This is a genomic window from Paenibacillus sp. D51F (genome assembly GCF_053345695.1).
In genome coordinates this window covers 72,903-90,472 of the sequence record NZ_JBKFAO010000014.1, presented here as the reverse complement: position 1 = coordinate 90,472, position 17,570 = coordinate 72,903, and the positions used below count along the sequence as shown (strand labels likewise).

18 protein-coding genes are annotated in these 17,570 nt (G+C 61.4%); 8 read left to right on the top strand and 10 right to left on the bottom strand.

Annotated features, from left to right (window positions below; all coding sequences use genetic code 11):
• A partial coding sequence (locus tag ACLBWT_RS20315) for a 5-oxoprolinase subunit C family protein (protein ID WP_447664946.1) occupies positions 1-444 on the bottom strand: 444 nt, incomplete at its 3' end.
• Between the two features lie 302 nt (positions 445-746).
• Positions 747-1,634 carry a helix-turn-helix transcriptional regulator gene (locus tag ACLBWT_RS20310; protein ID WP_447664945.1) on the bottom strand — a complete coding sequence of 296 codons (888 nt, stop codon included), beginning with the start codon at positions 1,632-1,634 and terminating at the stop codon, positions 747-749.
• A 127-nt stretch (positions 1,635-1,761) separates the two neighbouring features.
• On the opposite strand from ACLBWT_RS20310, the gene fabF reads away from it, so the two are divergent.
• Positions 1,762-3,090 carry a beta-ketoacyl-ACP synthase II gene (gene fabF, locus ACLBWT_RS20305; RefSeq protein ID WP_447664944.1) on the top strand — a complete coding sequence of 443 codons (1,329 nt, stop codon included), beginning with the start codon at positions 1,762-1,764 and terminating at the stop codon, positions 3,088-3,090.
• Positions 3,091-3,246: 156 nt separating this feature from the next.
• Here the strand turns inward: fabF and pxpB are convergent, their stop codons facing one another.
• Positions 3,247-4,005: a 5-oxoprolinase subunit PxpB gene (pxpB, locus tag ACLBWT_RS20300; protein ID WP_447664943.1), complete on the bottom strand. Its 759-nt coding sequence runs from the start codon at positions 4,003-4,005 to the stop codon at positions 3,247-3,249.
• 108 nt (positions 4,006-4,113) lie between these two features.
• Here pxpB and ACLBWT_RS20295 point away from each other — a divergent pair, with 108 nt between their 5' ends.
• Genes ACLBWT_RS20295 through ACLBWT_RS20270 form a run of 6 tightly spaced genes read left to right on the top strand, consistent with a single transcriptional unit; the run spans position 4,114 to position 9,939 of the window.
• Positions 4,114-4,461 carry a hypothetical protein gene (locus tag ACLBWT_RS20295; protein WP_447664942.1) on the top strand — a complete coding sequence of 116 codons (348 nt, stop codon included), beginning with the start codon at positions 4,114-4,116 and terminating at the stop codon, positions 4,459-4,461.
• Positions 4,462-4,521: 60 nt separating this feature from the next.
• Positions 4,522-5,403 (top strand): ATP-binding cassette domain-containing protein, encoded by an 882-nt coding sequence (locus ACLBWT_RS20290; RefSeq protein ID WP_447664941.1) that lies wholly within the window; start codon positions 4,522-4,524, stop codon positions 5,401-5,403.
• Positions 5,394-7,658 (top strand): hypothetical protein, encoded by a 2,265-nt coding sequence (locus ACLBWT_RS20285; RefSeq protein ID WP_447664940.1) that lies wholly within the window; start codon positions 5,394-5,396, stop codon positions 7,656-7,658. The genes ACLBWT_RS20290 and ACLBWT_RS20285 overlap by 10 nt, the downstream gene beginning before the upstream one ends.
• Before the next feature lie 3 nt (positions 7,659-7,661).
• Positions 7,662-8,249, top strand: a complete 588-nt coding sequence (locus ACLBWT_RS20280; protein ID WP_083688442.1) for an RNA polymerase sigma factor — start codon at positions 7,662-7,664, stop codon at positions 8,247-8,249.
• Positions 8,233-9,078 carry a hypothetical protein gene (locus tag ACLBWT_RS20275; RefSeq protein WP_447664939.1) on the top strand — a complete coding sequence of 282 codons (846 nt, stop codon included), beginning with the start codon at positions 8,233-8,235 and terminating at the stop codon, positions 9,076-9,078. The genes ACLBWT_RS20280 and ACLBWT_RS20275 overlap by 17 nt, the downstream gene beginning before the upstream one ends.
• Before the next feature lie 18 nt (positions 9,079-9,096).
• Entirely contained in the window at positions 9,097-9,939 is an 843-nt protein-coding gene (locus ACLBWT_RS20270) for an ATP-binding cassette domain-containing protein (RefSeq protein ID WP_447664938.1), read from the top strand.
• Here ACLBWT_RS20270 and ACLBWT_RS20265 read toward each other — a convergent pair.
• Positions 9,920-11,374: a vWA domain-containing protein gene (locus ACLBWT_RS20265; RefSeq protein WP_447664937.1), complete on the bottom strand. Its 1,455-nt coding sequence runs from the start codon at positions 11,372-11,374 to the stop codon at positions 9,920-9,922. The genes ACLBWT_RS20270 and ACLBWT_RS20265 overlap by 20 nt on opposite strands.
• 191 nt (positions 11,375-11,565) lie before the next feature.
• Here ACLBWT_RS20265 and ACLBWT_RS20260 point away from each other — a divergent pair, with 191 nt between their 5' ends.
• Entirely contained in the window at positions 11,566-11,877 is a 312-nt protein-coding gene (locus ACLBWT_RS20260) for a hypothetical protein (RefSeq protein WP_447664936.1), read from the top strand.
• A gap of 124 nt (positions 11,878-12,001) precedes the next feature.
• Here ACLBWT_RS20260 and ACLBWT_RS20255 read toward each other — a convergent pair whose 3' ends face one another.
• The 6 genes from ACLBWT_RS20255 to ACLBWT_RS20230 all read right to left on the bottom strand — a co-directional run bounded on the left by ACLBWT_RS20255 (position 12,002) and on the right by ACLBWT_RS20230 (position 17,463).
• Entirely contained in the window at positions 12,002-12,127 is a 126-nt protein-coding gene (locus ACLBWT_RS20255; protein ID WP_447664935.1) for a hypothetical protein, read from the bottom strand.
• A gap of 28 nt (positions 12,128-12,155) precedes the next feature.
• Entirely contained in the window at positions 12,156-12,758 is a 603-nt protein-coding gene (locus ACLBWT_RS20250; RefSeq protein WP_447664934.1) for a hypothetical protein, read from the bottom strand.
• A 72-nt stretch (positions 12,759-12,830) separates the two neighbouring features.
• Positions 12,831-13,166, bottom strand: a complete 336-nt coding sequence (locus ACLBWT_RS20245; protein ID WP_447664933.1) for a hypothetical protein — start codon at positions 13,164-13,166, stop codon at positions 12,831-12,833.
• Positions 13,136-14,065, bottom strand: coding sequence for an amidoligase family protein (locus tag ACLBWT_RS20240; protein WP_447664932.1), 930 nt, complete (start codon positions 14,063-14,065; stop codon positions 13,136-13,138). Before ACLBWT_RS20240 ends, ACLBWT_RS20245 begins: the two co-directional genes overlap by 31 nt.
• A gap of 811 nt (positions 14,066-14,876) precedes the next feature.
• A complete protein-coding gene (gene mglC / locus ACLBWT_RS20235; RefSeq protein ID WP_447664953.1) occupies positions 14,877-15,920 on the bottom strand; it encodes a galactose/methyl galactoside ABC transporter permease MglC in 1,044 nt (347 codons plus the stop codon).
• 31 nt (positions 15,921-15,951) lie between these two features.
• A complete protein-coding gene (locus tag ACLBWT_RS20230; RefSeq protein ID WP_447664931.1) occupies positions 15,952-17,463 on the bottom strand; it encodes a sugar ABC transporter ATP-binding protein in 1,512 nt (503 codons plus the stop codon).
• Positions 17,464-17,570: the final 107 nt, after the last annotated feature.

Sequence of the window (17,570 nt, the reverse complement as noted above, 5' to 3'; positions counted from 1 at the left end):
GTCGCCGGCGGCAAGCCGGCGGCCGATGCCGGCGCGCGCATCGGCGCTCCGGCTGCCGAGCACCTGCGGCTCGGCGATGCCTCCGGCGACGGCGAGATAGGCGCGGCAGCCGCGGGATGCCCGGCCGATCTCCAGGAGCCGGCCGGGCATCACATAGACGGTTCGCCACGGCGGCAGCGGAACGCCGTCCACGCTTGCCTCCATCCCGGCGCCGGCAAGAGCGCAGAGCAGGCCGTCCTTGCCTGCCCGGAGCGCAGGTCCCGACATCGTCATCTCGAGCGCCGCGGCATCCCTTCGATTGCCGGCCAGCAGATTGGCGACCTGCAGCGACCAGCAATCCATCGCGCCTCCAGCCGGCACTCCCTGAGAGCGCCAGCCCGGCCTTCCCCGATCCTGCACTTCGAGCAGCATGCCCGCCTTGACGATTTCAAGCTCCGTTCGCACAGCCCCCACCTCCTGCAATTGTTCGACGGCCCAAGCAGCCTGACCCCGGAAACTCCGCCGGCTGTTCAGTTCTTCAGCCTTCGGGCTCGGCGGGCCAGGCGGCTGCAGCTGCGTCGGCGGACAGTTATCCGCTCGCCTGCACTCTGCCCGCCTTGAATGGCAATAGATTCCACCTTCCCAGTGTAGCTCAGCCCCTCCGGATAAGCTATCCAAGGCGGCGGCCGATCGCCTGTGCGGCTGCCCGCATCTCCATCCCGGCGCCGCTCCGGACCCTGCGCCACCCTCCGCAGCGATCTTGCCTCTCAATCGGAGGCTTGCAGTCCCGTCCCCACGCTCGCCATGCTCCTGTCTGTCTCCATCAGCCGAGCCATCTTGCGGTCCGTCCCCGTATCCGGAGCCGGCGTATAAATGCTGCAGCGAAGATCCTGCTCGCCTTGAACGCGCAAGCTCGTCAGCTGGAACTGCATCCGTCCCGCCTTGGCATGCCGGAATTCCAGGATGACCTCCGGCGCGGTGCTGACCCGGCTCTCCTCCCACAGCTCCCCGAACCGGGGATGCTTGGCTTCCATCTCGCGAATGAAGCCCTCATACCAGTCGTCATCCGCATACTGCCCGTAATAGGAGCGGAAGATAGCCAAGTATCCGCGCACGAACTCATCCCAGTTGACGGCCAGACGCTGCAGCTCCGGACGGCTGAACAGCAGTTGAATCATGTTCCTCTCGTCGGGCGGGATTATGCCGAAGTCGAGAAATACTTTGGAAGCGGCTTCGTTCCAGCCGACGATCCGGCATCTCCGGTCCGAAAAGACAGCCGGGCAGCTGACGAGCTGGTCCGCGATCAGCCGCAGCGCGGGCGACAGCTCCTGCGGGCGGGATTCGGGGGCGAGCTCTTCGCCCTCCGCTGCTCCCTCCATCGCCAGCGCGGCCAGATACCGCCGCTCGTCGGCATTCAGGCGCAGCGCCTTGGCGACCGCATCCAGCACCGAAGCCGAGACGCGGATATCCCGTCCTTGCTCAAGCCAGGTGTACCAGGTCGCGCTGACGTCCGCCAGCTGCGCCACCTCTTCCCTTCTCAATCCAGGCGTGCGCCTGCGGCCGCCTGCCGGAAGTCCTGCCGCCTCGGGCGAGACCGCCATCCGCCGCGATTTCAAAAAAGCCGATAATGCCTCCAGCCTTGCTTTCCGGTTCATAGCCGATCTCCTTTCACCCTCCATGTGCCTTATCCGGGTAGTGTTTATTCTAGTATAAACCACAACTTGTACTAGGATAACTGCTATGCCAAACTGCATGTAAAGCAGAGCCGAGGAGGAATTTCACATGAAGCCAGCTACATCCGAAAACCGTGAACATGGGGTCGCGGAATCGCCATCCCGACCTGTGGAGCATCAGCGCGGAACGGCGTCGGGCGGCCGCCGTGTCGTCATTACCGGCATGGGAGCGGTAAGCCCGCTCGGCTGCAGCGTGCCGGCGTTCTGGGAAGGCTTGTCTGCCGGACGCTCCGGCATTCGGCGAATCGAAGCTTTCCCGCCGGATACCGGCCGCGATGCCATTGCCGGGATCATCCCGGAGTGGGACGGCGAAGCCCGCTTCGGCCGCAAGGAAGCCCGGAAAATGGACCGGTTCGTCCAGTTCGCCTTGGCCGCAGCCGAAGAAGCGGTCCGCCAGGCAGGCCTATCGGCGGAGCAGCTGTCATCGGAGCGGGCAGGAGTGTACGTCGGCTCGGGCATCGGAGGCATCGGCACGCTGATCGAGCAGGCCCGCATCCTGGGGGAGAGAGGTCCCGGCCGCGTCAGCCCGACGCTCGTTCCGATGATGATCGCCAATATGGCGGCGGCCATGATCAGCATCCGCTACGGGACGCTCGGCCCGTCGCTCGCTCCCGTAACCGCCTGCTCGATCGGCAATACGGCGATCGGTGAAGCCTTCCGCCTGATCCGCTATGGCGGAGCGGACATCGTGCTTGCCGGCGGCGCCGAAGCGGCGCTGACGCCCGTCGCGCTCGCCAGCTTCGGCAACGCGACTGCCCTTGCCTCTCCTGAAGGCGATCCGGCCGCGGCCAGCCGTCCCTTCGATGCGCTCCGCACCGGCTTCGTCATGGCCGAAGGAGCCGGCATCGTCGTCATGGAGCCGCTGGAGCATGCCTTGGCGCGCGGAGCGGAGCCGCTGGCCGAGGTGATCGGATACGGCGCCACCTCCGATGCCTATCACATCGTGGCTACGGAGCCCGCCGGCCGCGGAGCCGCAGCCGCGATGAGGCTGGCCATGGCCGAAGCCGGCCTGGCGCCTGCGGATGTCGGCGTCATCAGCGCCCATGCCACCGGCACCGGCGTCGGCGATCTCTCCGAGACCGCAGCCATCAGGAGCGTCTTCGGAGACGACGCTTACCGGATTCCCGTCACGGCCAACAAATCCATGACCGGGCATATGCTCGGAGCGGCAGGCGGCGTGGAAGCCATCGCCCTGGTCCAGATGCTGCGCCAAGGCGTCATCACCCCCACCGCGAACCGGACCCACCCCGATCCCGAATGCGATCTCGACTATGTGCCTCTTCATGCCCGCAAGGCGGAGCTTCATGCCGGCCTGTCCAATTCCTTCGGCTTCGGCGGACATAATGCTGTCATTGCCCTGTCGAGATACAAGGAGTAGCCGCTCGTCCGGTATCGGCTAGCCGGGACGCGTTCGGAACAGCCGTTTTCCGCTCAATACAGGGCAGCCGACCGCTCCTGTGAGGTTTACACCGGCTCTATAATACCTAAATACGGAGGCTCATAACGAGGCGGCCGACCGGCTTTCGCCAGCAGCTTATTCCGGTACGAACCGCACCCGGTCGCCCGCTTGCAGAAGCAAAGGTCTTTCCCTTCCAAAATCCGCGAGCTCGGCTTCTGTGCGTCCGATCAGCTGCCAGCCGCCGGGGGATGCCGACGGGTACACGCCCGTCTGCCCGCCGCCGATGCCGACCGACCCTGCCGGCACCAGCGAGCGGGGCGAGCTTCTGCGCGGCTGGGCCAGCTCCGGCGGCAGCCCGTCCAAATAAGCGAAGCCCGGCAGGAATCCGATCATGACGACCCGGTAAAGAGGAGCGGAGTGAAGACGGACGAATTCCTCCGCCCCAAGGCCGCTGCGGGACGCCGCTTCCTCCAGATCGGGACCGGCTGCGCCGCCGTAGCGGACCGGAATCCGGACGACGGCGGCCTCCTCCTGAATTCCTCTTGAGGGCTGCGCCTCCAATCGTTTCCCCATCCTCTCGCCGGCAAGCTCATGAGGGAGAAGCAAGCCCGTGCCCGGATACTCCGGGCCGGGCTTCATGCTTTTCATGAGCAGAACGGGATCGTACACGGCAAGCAGAGTATCGTAGGCAGGAACGGCGTCGAGCAGCCAGCTCCATCCCGCCTCCTCCAGCCAGCGGGCGGCGGCAGCCAGGCGATCCTGCAGCGGCGCTCCATCGAGATCTGACTGATCGAGGCTGATCATCATCGCGCGGTCGCCCGCCGGCTCGACCTTATAGGCGCAAGGAACCGGACTTCGCTTGCCGATTCGGTTCCTCTTCTGTTTTTCGTCCATTTCCTATCCTCCCCGCAGCTTCAGTTCATCCTTACGCCTCTTCCCATTTCCTTTCGAGACGTCGGCTGCAGCTGATTGAACCGTCTTGGTCCGGAGCACAGCCGGGCTGTGACCGGAAACGACCATTTCGCCCCCGGCACCTCCAGCACCTCGCAGATCAGGTTCGGATCCTCCTCGCGAGCCTCCTTCGCACCCGGGGTTCCGCTGGAAGGGAATCATCCGCTCCCGCTGCGCATGCAGATGGCCGTTTCGGCGGACCGCTCCGTTCTGGACCTGCTCCTTTATTCCCTGCTCGTCAAAGTCAGCTCCTCTGTCTTCTATTCTTATATTAATCCTTGCCTTAGCCAAATCCTTCATCTGGGAACGGCCGGCATCGGCTCAACCATGCTCGGCAGGAGCGGGAGCCAAAGGCTGGTGCTGTCGAATGCAGGAACGCCGGACGGCGGAATGTTATAATGGATGACAAAGAAACTTTTTGGCCCGGACAGTCGTCATTTGCGCAGGAGGATCAACACTATGCTTTCCGTCCATACGCTTGGAAAACAATATAAAGACCGGTGGGCTCTCCGGCCCTTGTCCCTTGAGCTCGGCAAAGGCATGCACGGCCTGCTCGGACCGAATGGCGCCGGCAAGTCGACGCTCATGCGCCTGCTTGCGGGACTGCTGCCGCCGACGACCGGCGACGCGATGCTCGGAGGAAGCTCCGTGCGCGATTTCAAGGTCAACGGAAACAGGATCGGCTATTTGCCGCAGACGGTGCGCATGCTCCCGCAGTTCTCCGCCCGCAAGTGGCTTGCCCATGCCGCCTCTCTTCAGGGAGGCAGCCGCGCCGAGAGGATGCGGCGGGTGGAAGAGGTGCTGGAGCAGGTCAACCTCCGTCAGGAAGCAGACGAGCCGGCGCGCTCCTATTCGTACGGAATGATCAAGCGGCTGGGCGTCGCCCAGGCGCTGCTCGGCTCCAAGGATCTGCTGATCGTGGACGAACCGACGGCAGGGCTCGATCCCGAGGAGCGGATCCGGCTGAGACGGGTGCTGGCCGATGCGGCCGCGACCCGGGTCGTGCTGCTCTCCACCCATGTCCTCGGCGACATCGGAGCAAGCTGCCGCGAGGTCATCGTGCTCGGCGAGGGCAAACTCCTGCATCATGGAAGTACGGAAGGGCTGGCCGGATTCGCGGAGGACCGGACCTGGTCCTGGGAAGCTTCCGAGACGGAATGGCGCCGGATGCCGCTCGAAGGCCTGTTGTCTGCGAGACGCACCGAGGAAGGCATCCGCTGCCGGGCGCTATGCGACCGCCCTCCGTCTCCGTTCGCGGAGCGGGTGGCGCCGACGCTGGAGGAAGGCTATCTTGCGCTTGTCAGCCGCAGCAAGGAGGACGCAGACGCCTCATGGCTGTGATCCTCAGGCAAGCCGCATTGGAACTGAAGTCCCTGCTGCTGCTGCGCTGGACGCTGCTGCTGCCGTTCGGAGCCGGCATGTGGATGCTCCTCCATACGTATTCGCCCAATCCGCTGTCGTCGCAGGACGTCAATCTGTACGCCTCCTCCACGCATGCGATGCTGCTGACGCTGACCACCGCGATTCCGCTGCTGCTCGGCGTCCTGCTCGTCCGCAGAGACCTGCTGCATCCTTCCGGCGAGTGGCTGTTCCGGCTTCCGCTCAGCGCGTGGGGCTGGATGTGCGCCAAATGGATCGGCGGCTTCCTCTACATGTCTCTCTATATCGCCGCCATCAACGCCGCATACGCCGCTTCCGGACTCCGCCACGGCTTGCCGCTCGGGTCCATGGCATCGGAGATGGGAAGGTTCGCCCTGCTGTATGTGCAGTCCTACGGAATTTCGCTTGCCCTCGGGCTGTTTCTCGGTTCCCTGCTGCCGCTGCGGTTCTCGCTTCCCGCCGCGTTCTGCGCATGGGTATTCGGCTCGCTGTTCCTTCAAGCCTATGTCGTGAAGGTATATCAGTGGGTATGGCTGAAGGCGTTCTACCTGCAGCCGCTGCTGGATTCCGATCTGGCCGGGCATGAGGTCTGGTCATCCGTGCTGGCAGGACCCGAGCTTCGCCGCCTGGCCCCGTTCATGGCGTTCTCCGCCCTGGTCCTGCTGACGGCGGCAAGCGCCATGCTCGGCAGAGCCAAGCCGCCCCTTCGCCCAAAAAAGCCATGGCTCGTCTCCATCGCCATGCTGCTTGCGGCCGGAGCCGCCTTCATTCCCTATGCCTCGCTTGTATCCGATCGGACGGTTCATATGAAATCGCTGGCAGCCGCCGCTCCCGCTCTCGGCCAGGTGAAGGATCAGAACGCCTACCGCTTCCGGCTCGACAGCATGAAGCTTCATGTCGTTCGCCGGGCAGGAGGGAGCGTGGAAGCCGATGCGGAGCTATCCGTCCCGACGCTCCGGGGCCGCCTCGCGGCGGCGGACGGCCGGAGCAAGCTCCAATACAAGCATCCGGGCGAAATGACCCTGCTGCTGTATCCTTCGATGTCTGTGCGGTCGGTCCGGATCAACGGCAATCCCGTCTCATGGGAACGCACCGGGGATCAGCTCCGAATCCGCGAAAGCCTGCTTGACCCGGCTCTGCCCGTCCAAAGCGTGGAAGTCGGCTACGAAGGGGATTGGAACGAATGGCTGATCGGCAGCAGCGGCAGCGAAAGCTTCCTCGCCTTCTCCCGGGGAGACGGGCTCTATCTGCCGGCAAGCATCGGATGGTATCCGCTTCCCGGCGGCGACAGCCTGCTTGCGAAGGATGCCGACGGCGCCCTGATGGATCGGCCGGGCTCCTCGCTCGTCAAGCCGATCGCCTACGAGCTGACCATGGAAGGCTTCCTAAGCTCCCTGTTCGCGACGATTCCGCCAGCCGGCGGCAGCGACAGCGGCAGCAAGCTTCAGTTCCAAGGAAGCGCCCGGGACGGCATCACCGTCATCGGAGGCCGCTTCTCCGTCGTGCAGGATCCGGAAGCCGAGCTGTCCATCATAACGACTCCCGGCAATATCCGGGAAGCGGAGAAGTTTCTGGATCGTTTCCGCCAGAGGCGGGAAGGCTTGTCCGAGACAGCCGGCAGTTTGACGCCGCTGCGCCAAGTTTTTTTCTTCCCGATGGATCTCATCGGCTCCCCCGCCGAATCCGCCATCAAGACGCGCTCGTGGTATGCGGAGAACGACACCTTCTTCATCCCCGAGACGGAGCATCGCAATCTCGACAGCTATGCGGAGGACGCGATGAGCTCCCTGCTCCTCTTCGGCGATACCGGCCGCGGAGCGGAGCCCGTGCGCGACAGGCGCGGCAGCGTCCCGCAGGAAAAGGAATCCATGGCGCTTGAGATCCGGACCGCTTATGCTTATCTGTATAACCGGGAACGAGGCTCGGCTCCCGCCTACCGCCTGGAAGCGGCCGGCACGCCATACTGGGAAGCCATCCGCAAGCTGATCGACGCCGCGTACGAACGAGGCCATGCCTCGCTGATCCGAGAGACGCTGTCCCGACTCCGCGAGCGCGGACTCGCCTTGCCCGAGCCGGCTCGGACGCCGGCGGGAGAACGTTCCGCGGCTTCGTACACTCCCCAGATTACATTGAAGGAATTCATGCAGGACTGGAACCGGCTCATGCCGGAGGACAGCCTGCCGACCATAATCGATCATGCCGGCGAGGAGGAATGAACCGTGACGGACGAAGAGCTGGTCCAGGGAATGATGGACGGAGACCAGGCCTGTTTCGAAGCTTTGGTGCACCGCTACCACGCCCCATTGTCCGGGTTTCTGCAGCGCCAGCTGAAGGATCCCGGGAGGGCGGAGGATGTCGTGCAGGAAACGTTTCTCAAGCTGATCCGGCAGCTCAAGGACCGGAGAAATCCCGAGAACGTGCAAGCATGGCTGTATCGGGTGGCGATGAACCAATGCCGAGACTATTGGAAGAGCTCCGCTTACCAGACCGACCGCAACCGTTTCGGAGAGCCTCCGGAACGCAAGGACGAGCGTCCTTCGGTTGTCGAGCTGGCCGAACGGCAGGAAACGCGCCGCGAAATCAGCCAATCGCTCGAGGAGCTGCCGCAAGTTCAGCGGGAGGTCGTCATGCTGCGCTTCTATCAGGATTTGAAGCTGCAGGATATTGCCGACGTGCTTCAATTGCCGCTTGGATCGGTCAAGACCCATTTGTACAAAGCGCTTCGCAGGCTGAAGACAAGGCTGGCGGGCGACAAGAACGCGCGGGTGCGCGCAGAGGGAGGGAAGCAAGATGGAATTGCCGAATGACAAGGAATGGATGGAGCTGGAGAAGGAAATGCGGGGACCTCTGTCTTCCCTGACGGTCCGTCCCGTGACGGCCCAGGATACGACCCGCCTGCTCGCTGCGCTTCAGCCTGCCTTCGACGGGCTGAAGCCGTCGCTCGGCGGAGGCTCCGCGGCCGATTGGCGGTCGGACGTCTCCTCGGCGCATAAGCGCCCGTCTCTGGCCAAGCTGCTTCGCACGCAGCTGAGCGCCTACTCGAGGGCATACTGGCTGGCGAGCCTCGGCGTATTCCTGATGCTGCTGTATGTGCTCCCGGCAGGCATGGAAGAGGAAGGCTGGTCCGGCCTGGCGGACATCAGCAGCAAGCTGTCGCTGTTCCTGCCGATGATGTTCCTCTCCGGACTGCTGTACAGCTTCCGCAGCTGGAACAAGGAAATGCGCACGGTCGAGAGCATCACTCCCTACCCGCCGGCTCTGCTGCTCATGGCCAGAGTCATGATCGTCGGCGGATTGAACGTTCTCTTCGGAATCGCGGCCTCGCTGTACATGGTTTCCAGAATGGACAGCTTCCCCGTCCTTCCGTTCATGCTGCAATGGATGTCGCTGATCCTGCTTATCGCGGGAGGAGCTTCCTACGTCATGCTCCGCGCAGGCGTGAAGATGGCGTTCGTCATGGGATCGGTGTTCTGGATGGCTTGGAATGTGATGGAATATGTCCTGCGCTCCCCCGTCTCCGGCGATGCGGCTCCGGATGTCATCCGCAACGCCATCTACTGGAGCTGCCTTGGAGCGGGAGCGCTCATGACGCTGCTGTCCTACAGACGCAGCCTCGTCATCAAAAGGGTCGTATAGGGAGGCCGTGACTTCGCCATGATCGAACTTAGCGGCATCCGTTGGCAAAGGAGGAGCTTCGTTCTTCAAGTTCCTCGTCTCGTGCTGAAAGAGGGCATTACCGTGCTGTCGGGCTCCAACGGTTCGGGCAAGTCCTCCCTGCTCCAGCTGCTGGCGACGGCCGAATTCCCCGACCGGGGCTCCATCCGCTACGGGACGCTTACTCCGGACAGGGATCTTGCCTCCATCCGGGCTTCGATCGGCTATGTGCCTACCGGCCTGGAGCTGTACGAGGATATGAAAACCGAGCGTCTGCTCAAGTATTTATCCGAGCTCAAGGGAGAAGCCGGAATGACGGAGACGGACAAAGTGATCGCCCAGTTCCAGCTGGAGCCTTACCGGCGCCGCGCCATCAAGACGCTGCCGCAAGGCATCCGCCAGCGGATCGCGCTCGCCCAGTCCGTCATCGGCTCGCCGGATTATCTGTTTCTGGACGAGCCGCTCAATGCGCTGGATTCGCTGGAGAGGCTGCGCTTCATTCGTTTTCTTGCCTTGTATGCCCGAAAGAGAGCTGTCGTCGTGTCCACCCATGAGCTGAACGAATGGGAAGCCTGGGCCACCCGCGTGCTGTGGCTTCATGAAGGCAGGCCGGGATTTCTCGGCTCCGCCCGTGAATGGACCGGGGGGCTTCCGCTCTCGGTCTGGCAAGGCACGGTCGATGCCTCCCGCTATGCCTCGCTGCCTGCGGAATCGATGCTTCAGGTACGCCCCGAAGGAAATTGCCGCCGGGTCCGCATCATGTCCGCGGAATCCCCCGGACCGGAGTTCGAAGCCATGGAGCCGACTCTGGAGGATGCGTATTTCATCCGATCGAGGCGCTGACGTAACGGCCGATCAGATCCGCAAGCAGATCGTTGAGCGGCATGATCTGCGGAGTGGCGCCCTCCGGCTTCTTGTGGCTGTCGCCGATGCCGCTGTCGTCCGTCAGGAACACATAGGTTCCTCCGGTCGCGACGGCAAGCGTGCGCATGACCATCTCCGTCTCCAGATCTGCCCCGCTGGCGGCGACCGGAATGATGCGGATGCCTTGCTTCGCTGCCTCGGCCGCCATCAGGCGGATTCTCTCCGCCGCCGCTTTTTCCCGATGCGGCGGAGCGTCGAGCACGAGCAGAAGCAGGCGCGCCCTCGCGCTCTTGCTCCAATCATGGCCGGAGACGGCGTTCTCCAGCGCCTCGTCCACAGCCTCCGGGTAGTCCTGGCCGCCGTCCGCTTCCTGGGCGGCGATGATTCCCTGGGCCTCGGCGATATCGGTCGTGAACGGAAACGGCCTCACGACGTATTCATCATGCCGGTCCCGGTAAAAATTCGGGCTTACCCTGATTTCGAGGGTTTGCCCGTTTTTCTTTTTCACCTGACGGACGACGTTGTTCAGCTCTTCCGACAAGTACTTCAGCTCGTCAGCCATCGAGCCGGTCGCATCGACCATGAGCATGAGATCGAGCACCTCGGACGCCTGCTTGCCGCTTCCGTCCAGGCTGATCGCCGCCGTCCCGGCTTTCCAGTCCGAGTCCTCCAGCGGCCGGGACGCGGCATTGCCGCCATCCGGCGCAGCCTCGACCCGGCAGGAAGAAGCTTCCGGCGAGAAGCCGCCATGGGACTGTCCATTGTCTTCCAGTTCGCCTGTGCCTTGCGGAGCGGCCGGTTCATTGCCGAAGCCCTCCTGCCCGATCAAGTCTCCCGAAGAAGCCAGCGCCGCGAACAGATACGCTTTGCCCCGATTGTCCGTCCGGGCCGACCAGCTGTCATCCTGTCCGCATTGGAGCAGGACCGGAACATCGACGGCCGGCGAGCCGTCCCGTGTGACGCTGACGACCATCCGATATCGGGTATCGAATCCCCAGAGCCGGATGTATCCGCTCCCTTCTCCGCCGCTGCTCAAGTCCGTCCATCTGCTCCAAGCCGCATGATCGTTCCATTCGCCGGCCGTCAGCATGCCCGGCTGCGGCTGGGGCTTGCTCTTCTCCTTCTGTTCCGGTAGACGCTCGCTCAGCTCCGACTGGGCGACGCTTTTGTCCTTGGAAACTTCAGAATCCTTTAAAGGACCTAGTTCCATGGCTCCCTCATCGGCCGAAGAGCCCATTGCCGGAGCGTCCGCATTACCGCTTGCTGCCGCAGGCGCGCGGCTATGTGAGCCGGTGTCTGCGGATATCGAGTCCCGTTCCCCGCCAGCCTCCGCAGAGCATCCAGCCAGCAGGATCAGGACGGCAAGCCCTGCCGCCAAGCTGCCTCTCGCGCGCTTTTCTCTCTTCAGCCGCATCGTGAATCCCCCTGATGTTCAGCACAAATTGGAATCATCATCCATATCCGCTGTTTTCGTCCAGACGCCGCGGGCAGCCAAAAGGTTGCAATGCGGATGGTCCGTCCTTACAATCGGAAACAGATCGGATCGCCGATCCGTCCTGAAGAAAAAAACCTGAATCTGAATCCATCCTTAGGAGAGAATGCGCAATGGAAACCTACCGACTGCTGTCGCTTGAGATTGAACATGGGGAGTGGACACGCCGCCTGAACATGGAGTCGGCTGACTTGATCGTCGTGACGGAAGCAGGATCACGCCTTTGGTATGTCGATGTGAATGGAATCCGGGACGAGGACTTGCTGGACTATTTCTATACAGCCGCTGATATCCAGATCAGCCTGACCGCATGGACGGGCGATGGCAGGGCACTCCAGGGCACGGCCTATTTCCATGCCAACAAAGCCCACCATGCCGCCGCTCTGCGCGGGGATGGTGAGCTCCGTGGACTGCAGGATTCTTAGGAAAATGCTCGCTTTCTTCTAAGCCTGTTTACATGTCTTCCAAGCCTGCCTGCATGTCTTCAAAGCCTGTTAGCATAGATTGAAGCAGGATGCATCCATACTTCAGGAGCAATTCAACAAGGGCTCAGCGTCGTTCCAGCTCGCTGATCTTGTCCTCCAGCTCCCGCACTCTTCGGGTCAGCTTATATACCGGCCAATACAACACAATCAGTATGAATACCGTATAGATGATTTGCCCGGTCGAATACATATCCTTTCCTCCCATGCAAGCTTATGCCTTACCTGCTCCCGATGCCGGCCAGACGGTCCAACAAAGCCGACAGCTCCAGCGCTTGAAGCTGCTCCAGCACCTGCGTCTCGGGACTGGCGTGGCCGGTCAGCGCCGAAGCCGCCGATAAATCCGTCAACAGGGCTGCATTCCATTCCGGGCCCCTCTTCAGCTTGCGGACAAGCGCTTCATCCGCGATGCCGCCGCTGTCAGCCAGCTTGACTGCCTCCACCTGCAGCCGCTGCGAGTCCGGATGGCCTCCGGCCAAGCGAAACCAATAGTTCGCGTTGCCATAATCCCCTTCCATCCGGTGCATCATCCCGTGCAGATAGCTTCCTTCGGCTGTATCCAGATTTTGCGCCAGCTCATGGGAACGGTCCAGGCTGCCGTTCCATAGATGCAGGCCGGACACAAGCGCCAGCAGGCTGAGCCGTTCCTCTCCGCCCGATTCGGCGGCCTCCGGTTCGAGCAGCTCCGCCTCGGCGCGATCGAGCAGGCTTTCCAGCTCGCCGCTGCCTCCGGCTCCGTCCGGAGCCAGCGGGAGCCGGCTGCGCTGGCCGCGCAGCTCCTTCCATGTCGACGCCAGCTCTTCCTTCATCTTGCCGATCTCCATGTTCAATCGCTCCTTTTTGGGACTTGAATGGAAGCCGCTTCCGCATAGGCGGGAAGCGGTTGATCCATCGATCTAATTCAAGTTGTTCTCGAGGACGAAGAAATGGCCGAACATGCCTAAGATGCTGATCTCGCCGCCGTCTTCAAGCTTCGTCCGCGCCTGCATATACGCAATATAGTTGCCGATTTGCTCCGAGCTTGATTTTTTGGAGCCCGGCAGGCAAGCCGGATCATACACCAGGCATTTGACTCCGTGCTCCTGGCTCAAATAACGATGGTAATCATCATCCGACGGCACGGTAAAAGCCGCCATCAGCAGCAGGATGATGATGAAATACCCCAGATGACGAACCTTGATCTTCCGTCCCTCCCAAACTGCTATTCTTCCGATTCCACAATCGATCCGCACGAATCGAATCGTTCCCATCCCGAAGATACGGGACGCCAATCGTATTTCCTTTGCTCTCCTCCCGGATGCTCGATTACCGTCCTCAATCCGCCCGGCACGGGAAGGATGTGATGAAGCTCCGCTCTTGGCGCCAGCATGGTGATCAAAGGAGCGAATACAGGGATCATCGCTTCCTCCAGCCATATTCTCTCCTTGAACCAGCGCGGCGGCTCGATAGGGGGAGGATAGCCGCCGGAAGGCGCGCCCAGCGCGGCAGCCAGCTCTGCAGGTCCGTCCGGGAGCGCCGCTCCCGCTCCTACGGCTGCGACGAATCGGAGGCAAAGCTCCACTGTCGTCATGATTTCCTCTTCCTGCAGCGAACCGTTGGCATAACGGAACTCAGCCGTCCCGATATCGAACCAGGAGGCGATATTGATGCCGCATCGATGGGACTGCGGTCTGCCATGATGCCTGACGGCAAGGCGGCTAGGGCTCGATCGGAACGCTTCGGCCATCGCTTCCGTGACGGGCGGGCAGTACAGCCTTCGATGCGGACTCGACCCAAGCAGCCCGGCAAGCGCGTCCTGGGATCGAAGCGCCGCTTCAAGAAGAGGCAGCAGGATGCTCTCGCCGTATGCGGCCAGCTCCACATGGACATGGAGTCCGCAGCTCCAGTTCGCGGCGGCGCCTTGAGCGGCCAGCCGATCCAGCATGATGCGGATCTGGCCGCGGTCCTCCCAGCGCAGCGGCGGCGGCTTCAGCTCGCTGCCCGACTTCATGCCCGTCTCGTCGATCTGCTTCTCGTCCAGCGACATGATCCAGCCCGGAAGTAGCTCCAGCTGCTGCGGCCTGCCTCCGACAAATTCGATTTCGACTCCGAAACGCAAATCCTTCCAATGAATGACCTCGTTCGTTCTCATCCTATGCTCCTCCTTTTTTGACCCTCCGGCAGAAAAGAGAACCAAAAAAGAAGGCGGGCCTCGAGATTAACGAGGGATTTTGTCTCTAGTCATCGATCGTTCCTCCTGACTGGATGAAGAAGCAGTCTTTTTTTATCGAGCTTTCCAGCCCTTTGTGAAGTCGTGATCCCTAAAGGATTCTTTGCGTCCCAATTGAATTCCTCGCGGTTTTCGGTCCCAGCTGCAAAAGTTTATTTTTGCTCCGGATTCCCATGATTCCCGCATACAAGGAGATCAGCAAGCAAAAGAAAACCGAGACAGCAAAAGGGAAACTATGAATATCAACATACGAGTACGTAATCGAATAGTTGTCAGAGCGGTTGGGATGAGTCATCGTCGTGCCCGCCATCTTGGTTGACGCCAGCCAGGATTCCTTTTGCGGAAACCCTTCGTTGTCCCCCGGAATAACTCCGACCGGAGTCCATTTTCGAAGGCTTTCCTTTCATGAGCGTTCCAAATCTTAAACCCTATACTACCGCTAAGCAAAAATAGGGCAAGACTGCAGAAAAGGGCAGCTGCGATCCTGTTTTCTTGAATCTGCTGCTGTACACAGCCGCTGAGTTCTCTACTCCTCGCAATTCATCGCTCCCCTCCGCGGTGATCTGCTGCGCAGAAATCGCCTTTTCCCTTATTATACCATTCGGAGCGCCCATCATGGCCATCGTGTTTTCGTCCTAGCCTACTCTGCAAGATTAAAGTCCTTGTTCATCTCCTTATGCAAAAACGGCAGCCGATGGCTGCCGTTTCCATGTTCTCCATGCTCGAACTTCGATTAGCGTTTCGCTACATATTTGCGGATGTCGAAAGCGACCGCCGCAACGATGATCAATCCTTTGATGATCAGCTGCCAGTACGGACTGACGCCGATGAACGTGAGGCCGTAGTTGATGACGCCGAAGATGAGGACGCCGGCCATGATGCCCGGCACGGTGCCGATGCCGCCGGCCGTCGATACGCCGCCGACGACGCAGGCCGCGATGGCGTCCAGCTCGTACATGTTGCCGGTGTTGTTCGTCGCTCCGCCGGTGCGGGCCGCCTCAAGGACGCCGCCTACGCCATACAAGGCGCCGGCGATCGCATAAATGAAAATCAGATTGCGGGCAACGTTGATGCCCGATACATGCGCGGCCTGGACGTTGCCGCCGATGGCGTACATGTTTTTGCCCAGCCGTGTTTTGTTGAACAGAACCCAGCAGATGACGCCGATCCCGATGGCGATCAGGACAATGTACGGCAGCGTGTAGCCGCCTCCGAAGTCGATATAACCGGAGCCTAATTTCTTGAAGTCATCCCGCAAGCCGGCGATAGGCTGCGAATTGTTGGGATCGCTGTCGAAATACAGCGAGTTGAGTCCATACACCGCCACCATGGTGCCGAGGGTAGCGATGAATGGCGGCACCTTCAGCTTGGCGATGATGAAGCCGTTGACGCAGCCGACGAGCACGCCGGCCAGGATGCCGATGAGAATCGGCCAGCCGACCCAAATTTCATGCAGGTTCGGATAGAACTTGCTCGCGTATTTGTCCATCTGCAGCATGGATGCCGAGACGACAGCCGTGAGGCCGACGACCCGTCCCGCCGACAAGTCGGTGCCGCCTGTAATGAGGATGAAGCCAGCTCCAAGAGCGATGATCGCCCGGGTGGAATTCTGCTGCAGAATATCCCGCAGAGTCGAGTAGGCGAGGAAGTTCGGGTCCATGATCGCGATCGCCACGACCAGCAGGATCAGGACGAGGAAGATCGCTCTTTGCGTGACGAGATATTTCAGGTAGTCAAGGACGGCCCGACCGGCCGGTTTCTTGGCCGGAGTATTCATTTGCGTGCTCATAGTCGTTCATTCCTTTCTGCTAAGCCATCCGCTGCTGCGCGGCGAGGCGCATGATTTCCTGTTCGGTTGCCTTGCGGCCGTCGAGAATGCCGGTCATCCGGCCCTCGCTCATGACCATGATCCGGTCCGACATTCCGAGCAGCTCCGGCATCTCCGAGGAGATCATGATGATGCTGCGGCCCTGCTTCGCGAGCTCGGCGATGATCGTGTAGATTTCGAATTTGGCCCCGACGTCGATGCCGCGGGTAGGCTCATCGAGCAGCAGGATATCCGGATCGGTAAGCAGCCATCTGGCGAGCAGCACCTTCTGCTGGTTGCCGCCGGATAGGTTGCGGATCTGCGTGTCCACGTTCGGCGTTTTCGTACGGAATCGGGCGACATTCTCAGCCGCCTCCCTGCGTCCCTTCTTCTCGTCGATGAGGCCGAAGGCGTTGCGGTAGCGCCCCATGTTGGCGACAATCGTGTTCTCGTAGACGGATAGCACCGGGAAAATGCCGGTCGTGCGGCGCTCTTCGGTGAGGAGCGCGATTTTATGCTTTTTGGCGTCAGCCGGGGATTTGATGGCCACTTTCTTGCCGTCGATGGAGATCGTGCCCGTCTTGAGATGCCGCAGGCCGAACAACGCTTCGATCAGCTCCGTGCGCTGGGCGCCGACCAGGCCTCCGACTCCGAGGATTTCCCCCCGGCGCAGCTCGAAGCTTACATCCTTGAACGACATCGGATTGGAGGAGGTCAGCCCTTCGGCCTTCAGAATGACCGACGATGGCGTATTCGACCGCTCCGGGAACCGCTCGCTAAGATCGCGGCCGACCATGCGGCTGATGATCAGATCCGTCGTCAGTTCGCCGGCATCCCAGGTGCCGACGTATTTGCCGTCCCTCATAATGGTGACTTCATCCGAGATCCGCAAAATTTCCTCCATTTTATGCGAGATATAAATGATGGAAACGCCGCGGCTCCTCAGCTTGTTGATGATCTCGAACAGCTGCTCGACTTCGTTGCCCGTCAAGGAAGAGGTCGGCTCGTCCATGACGATGACCTTGGAATGGAAGGAGACGGCTTTCGCGATTTCCAGCGACTGGATTTTGGATACGGACAGCGACCCGGTCAATGCATGGGGATCGATGTCCAGGTTCAAATCCTGCAGCAGCTCTTTCGTGTCGCGCAGCATGCGGCTGTGATCCACGAACAAATACCAGTGCATCGGAAAACGGCCCAGCCAAATATTCTCCATGACGTCGCGATGCGGAACGGGATGAAGCTCCTGGTGGATCATGGACACTCCGTGCGAGAGAGCAGCTTTGGAGTTGGGAATATCCACCCTCTCGCCGCCGAGGAGAATTTCTCCTTCATCCGGCTTGTAGATGCCGAACAGGCATTTCATCAGGGTGGATTTGCCGGCTCCGTTCTCTCCCATCAGCGCATGCACCGTGCCGGGCCGAACCTTGAGGTTGACCTTGTCGAGCGCCTGCACGCCGGGGAAGGCTTTGGATATGCCTCTCATTTCGAGCAAATAGGGTGAGCTGATCATCGCTGCACCTCCTTGATTGCGTTCTAGTTTCTGGCGCGGGCCAGCAGCGGCCATAGCCAGCCTGGTGGGGACGGCTCCGAACGGCTCCGCCAGCAAGACGGCAAAGG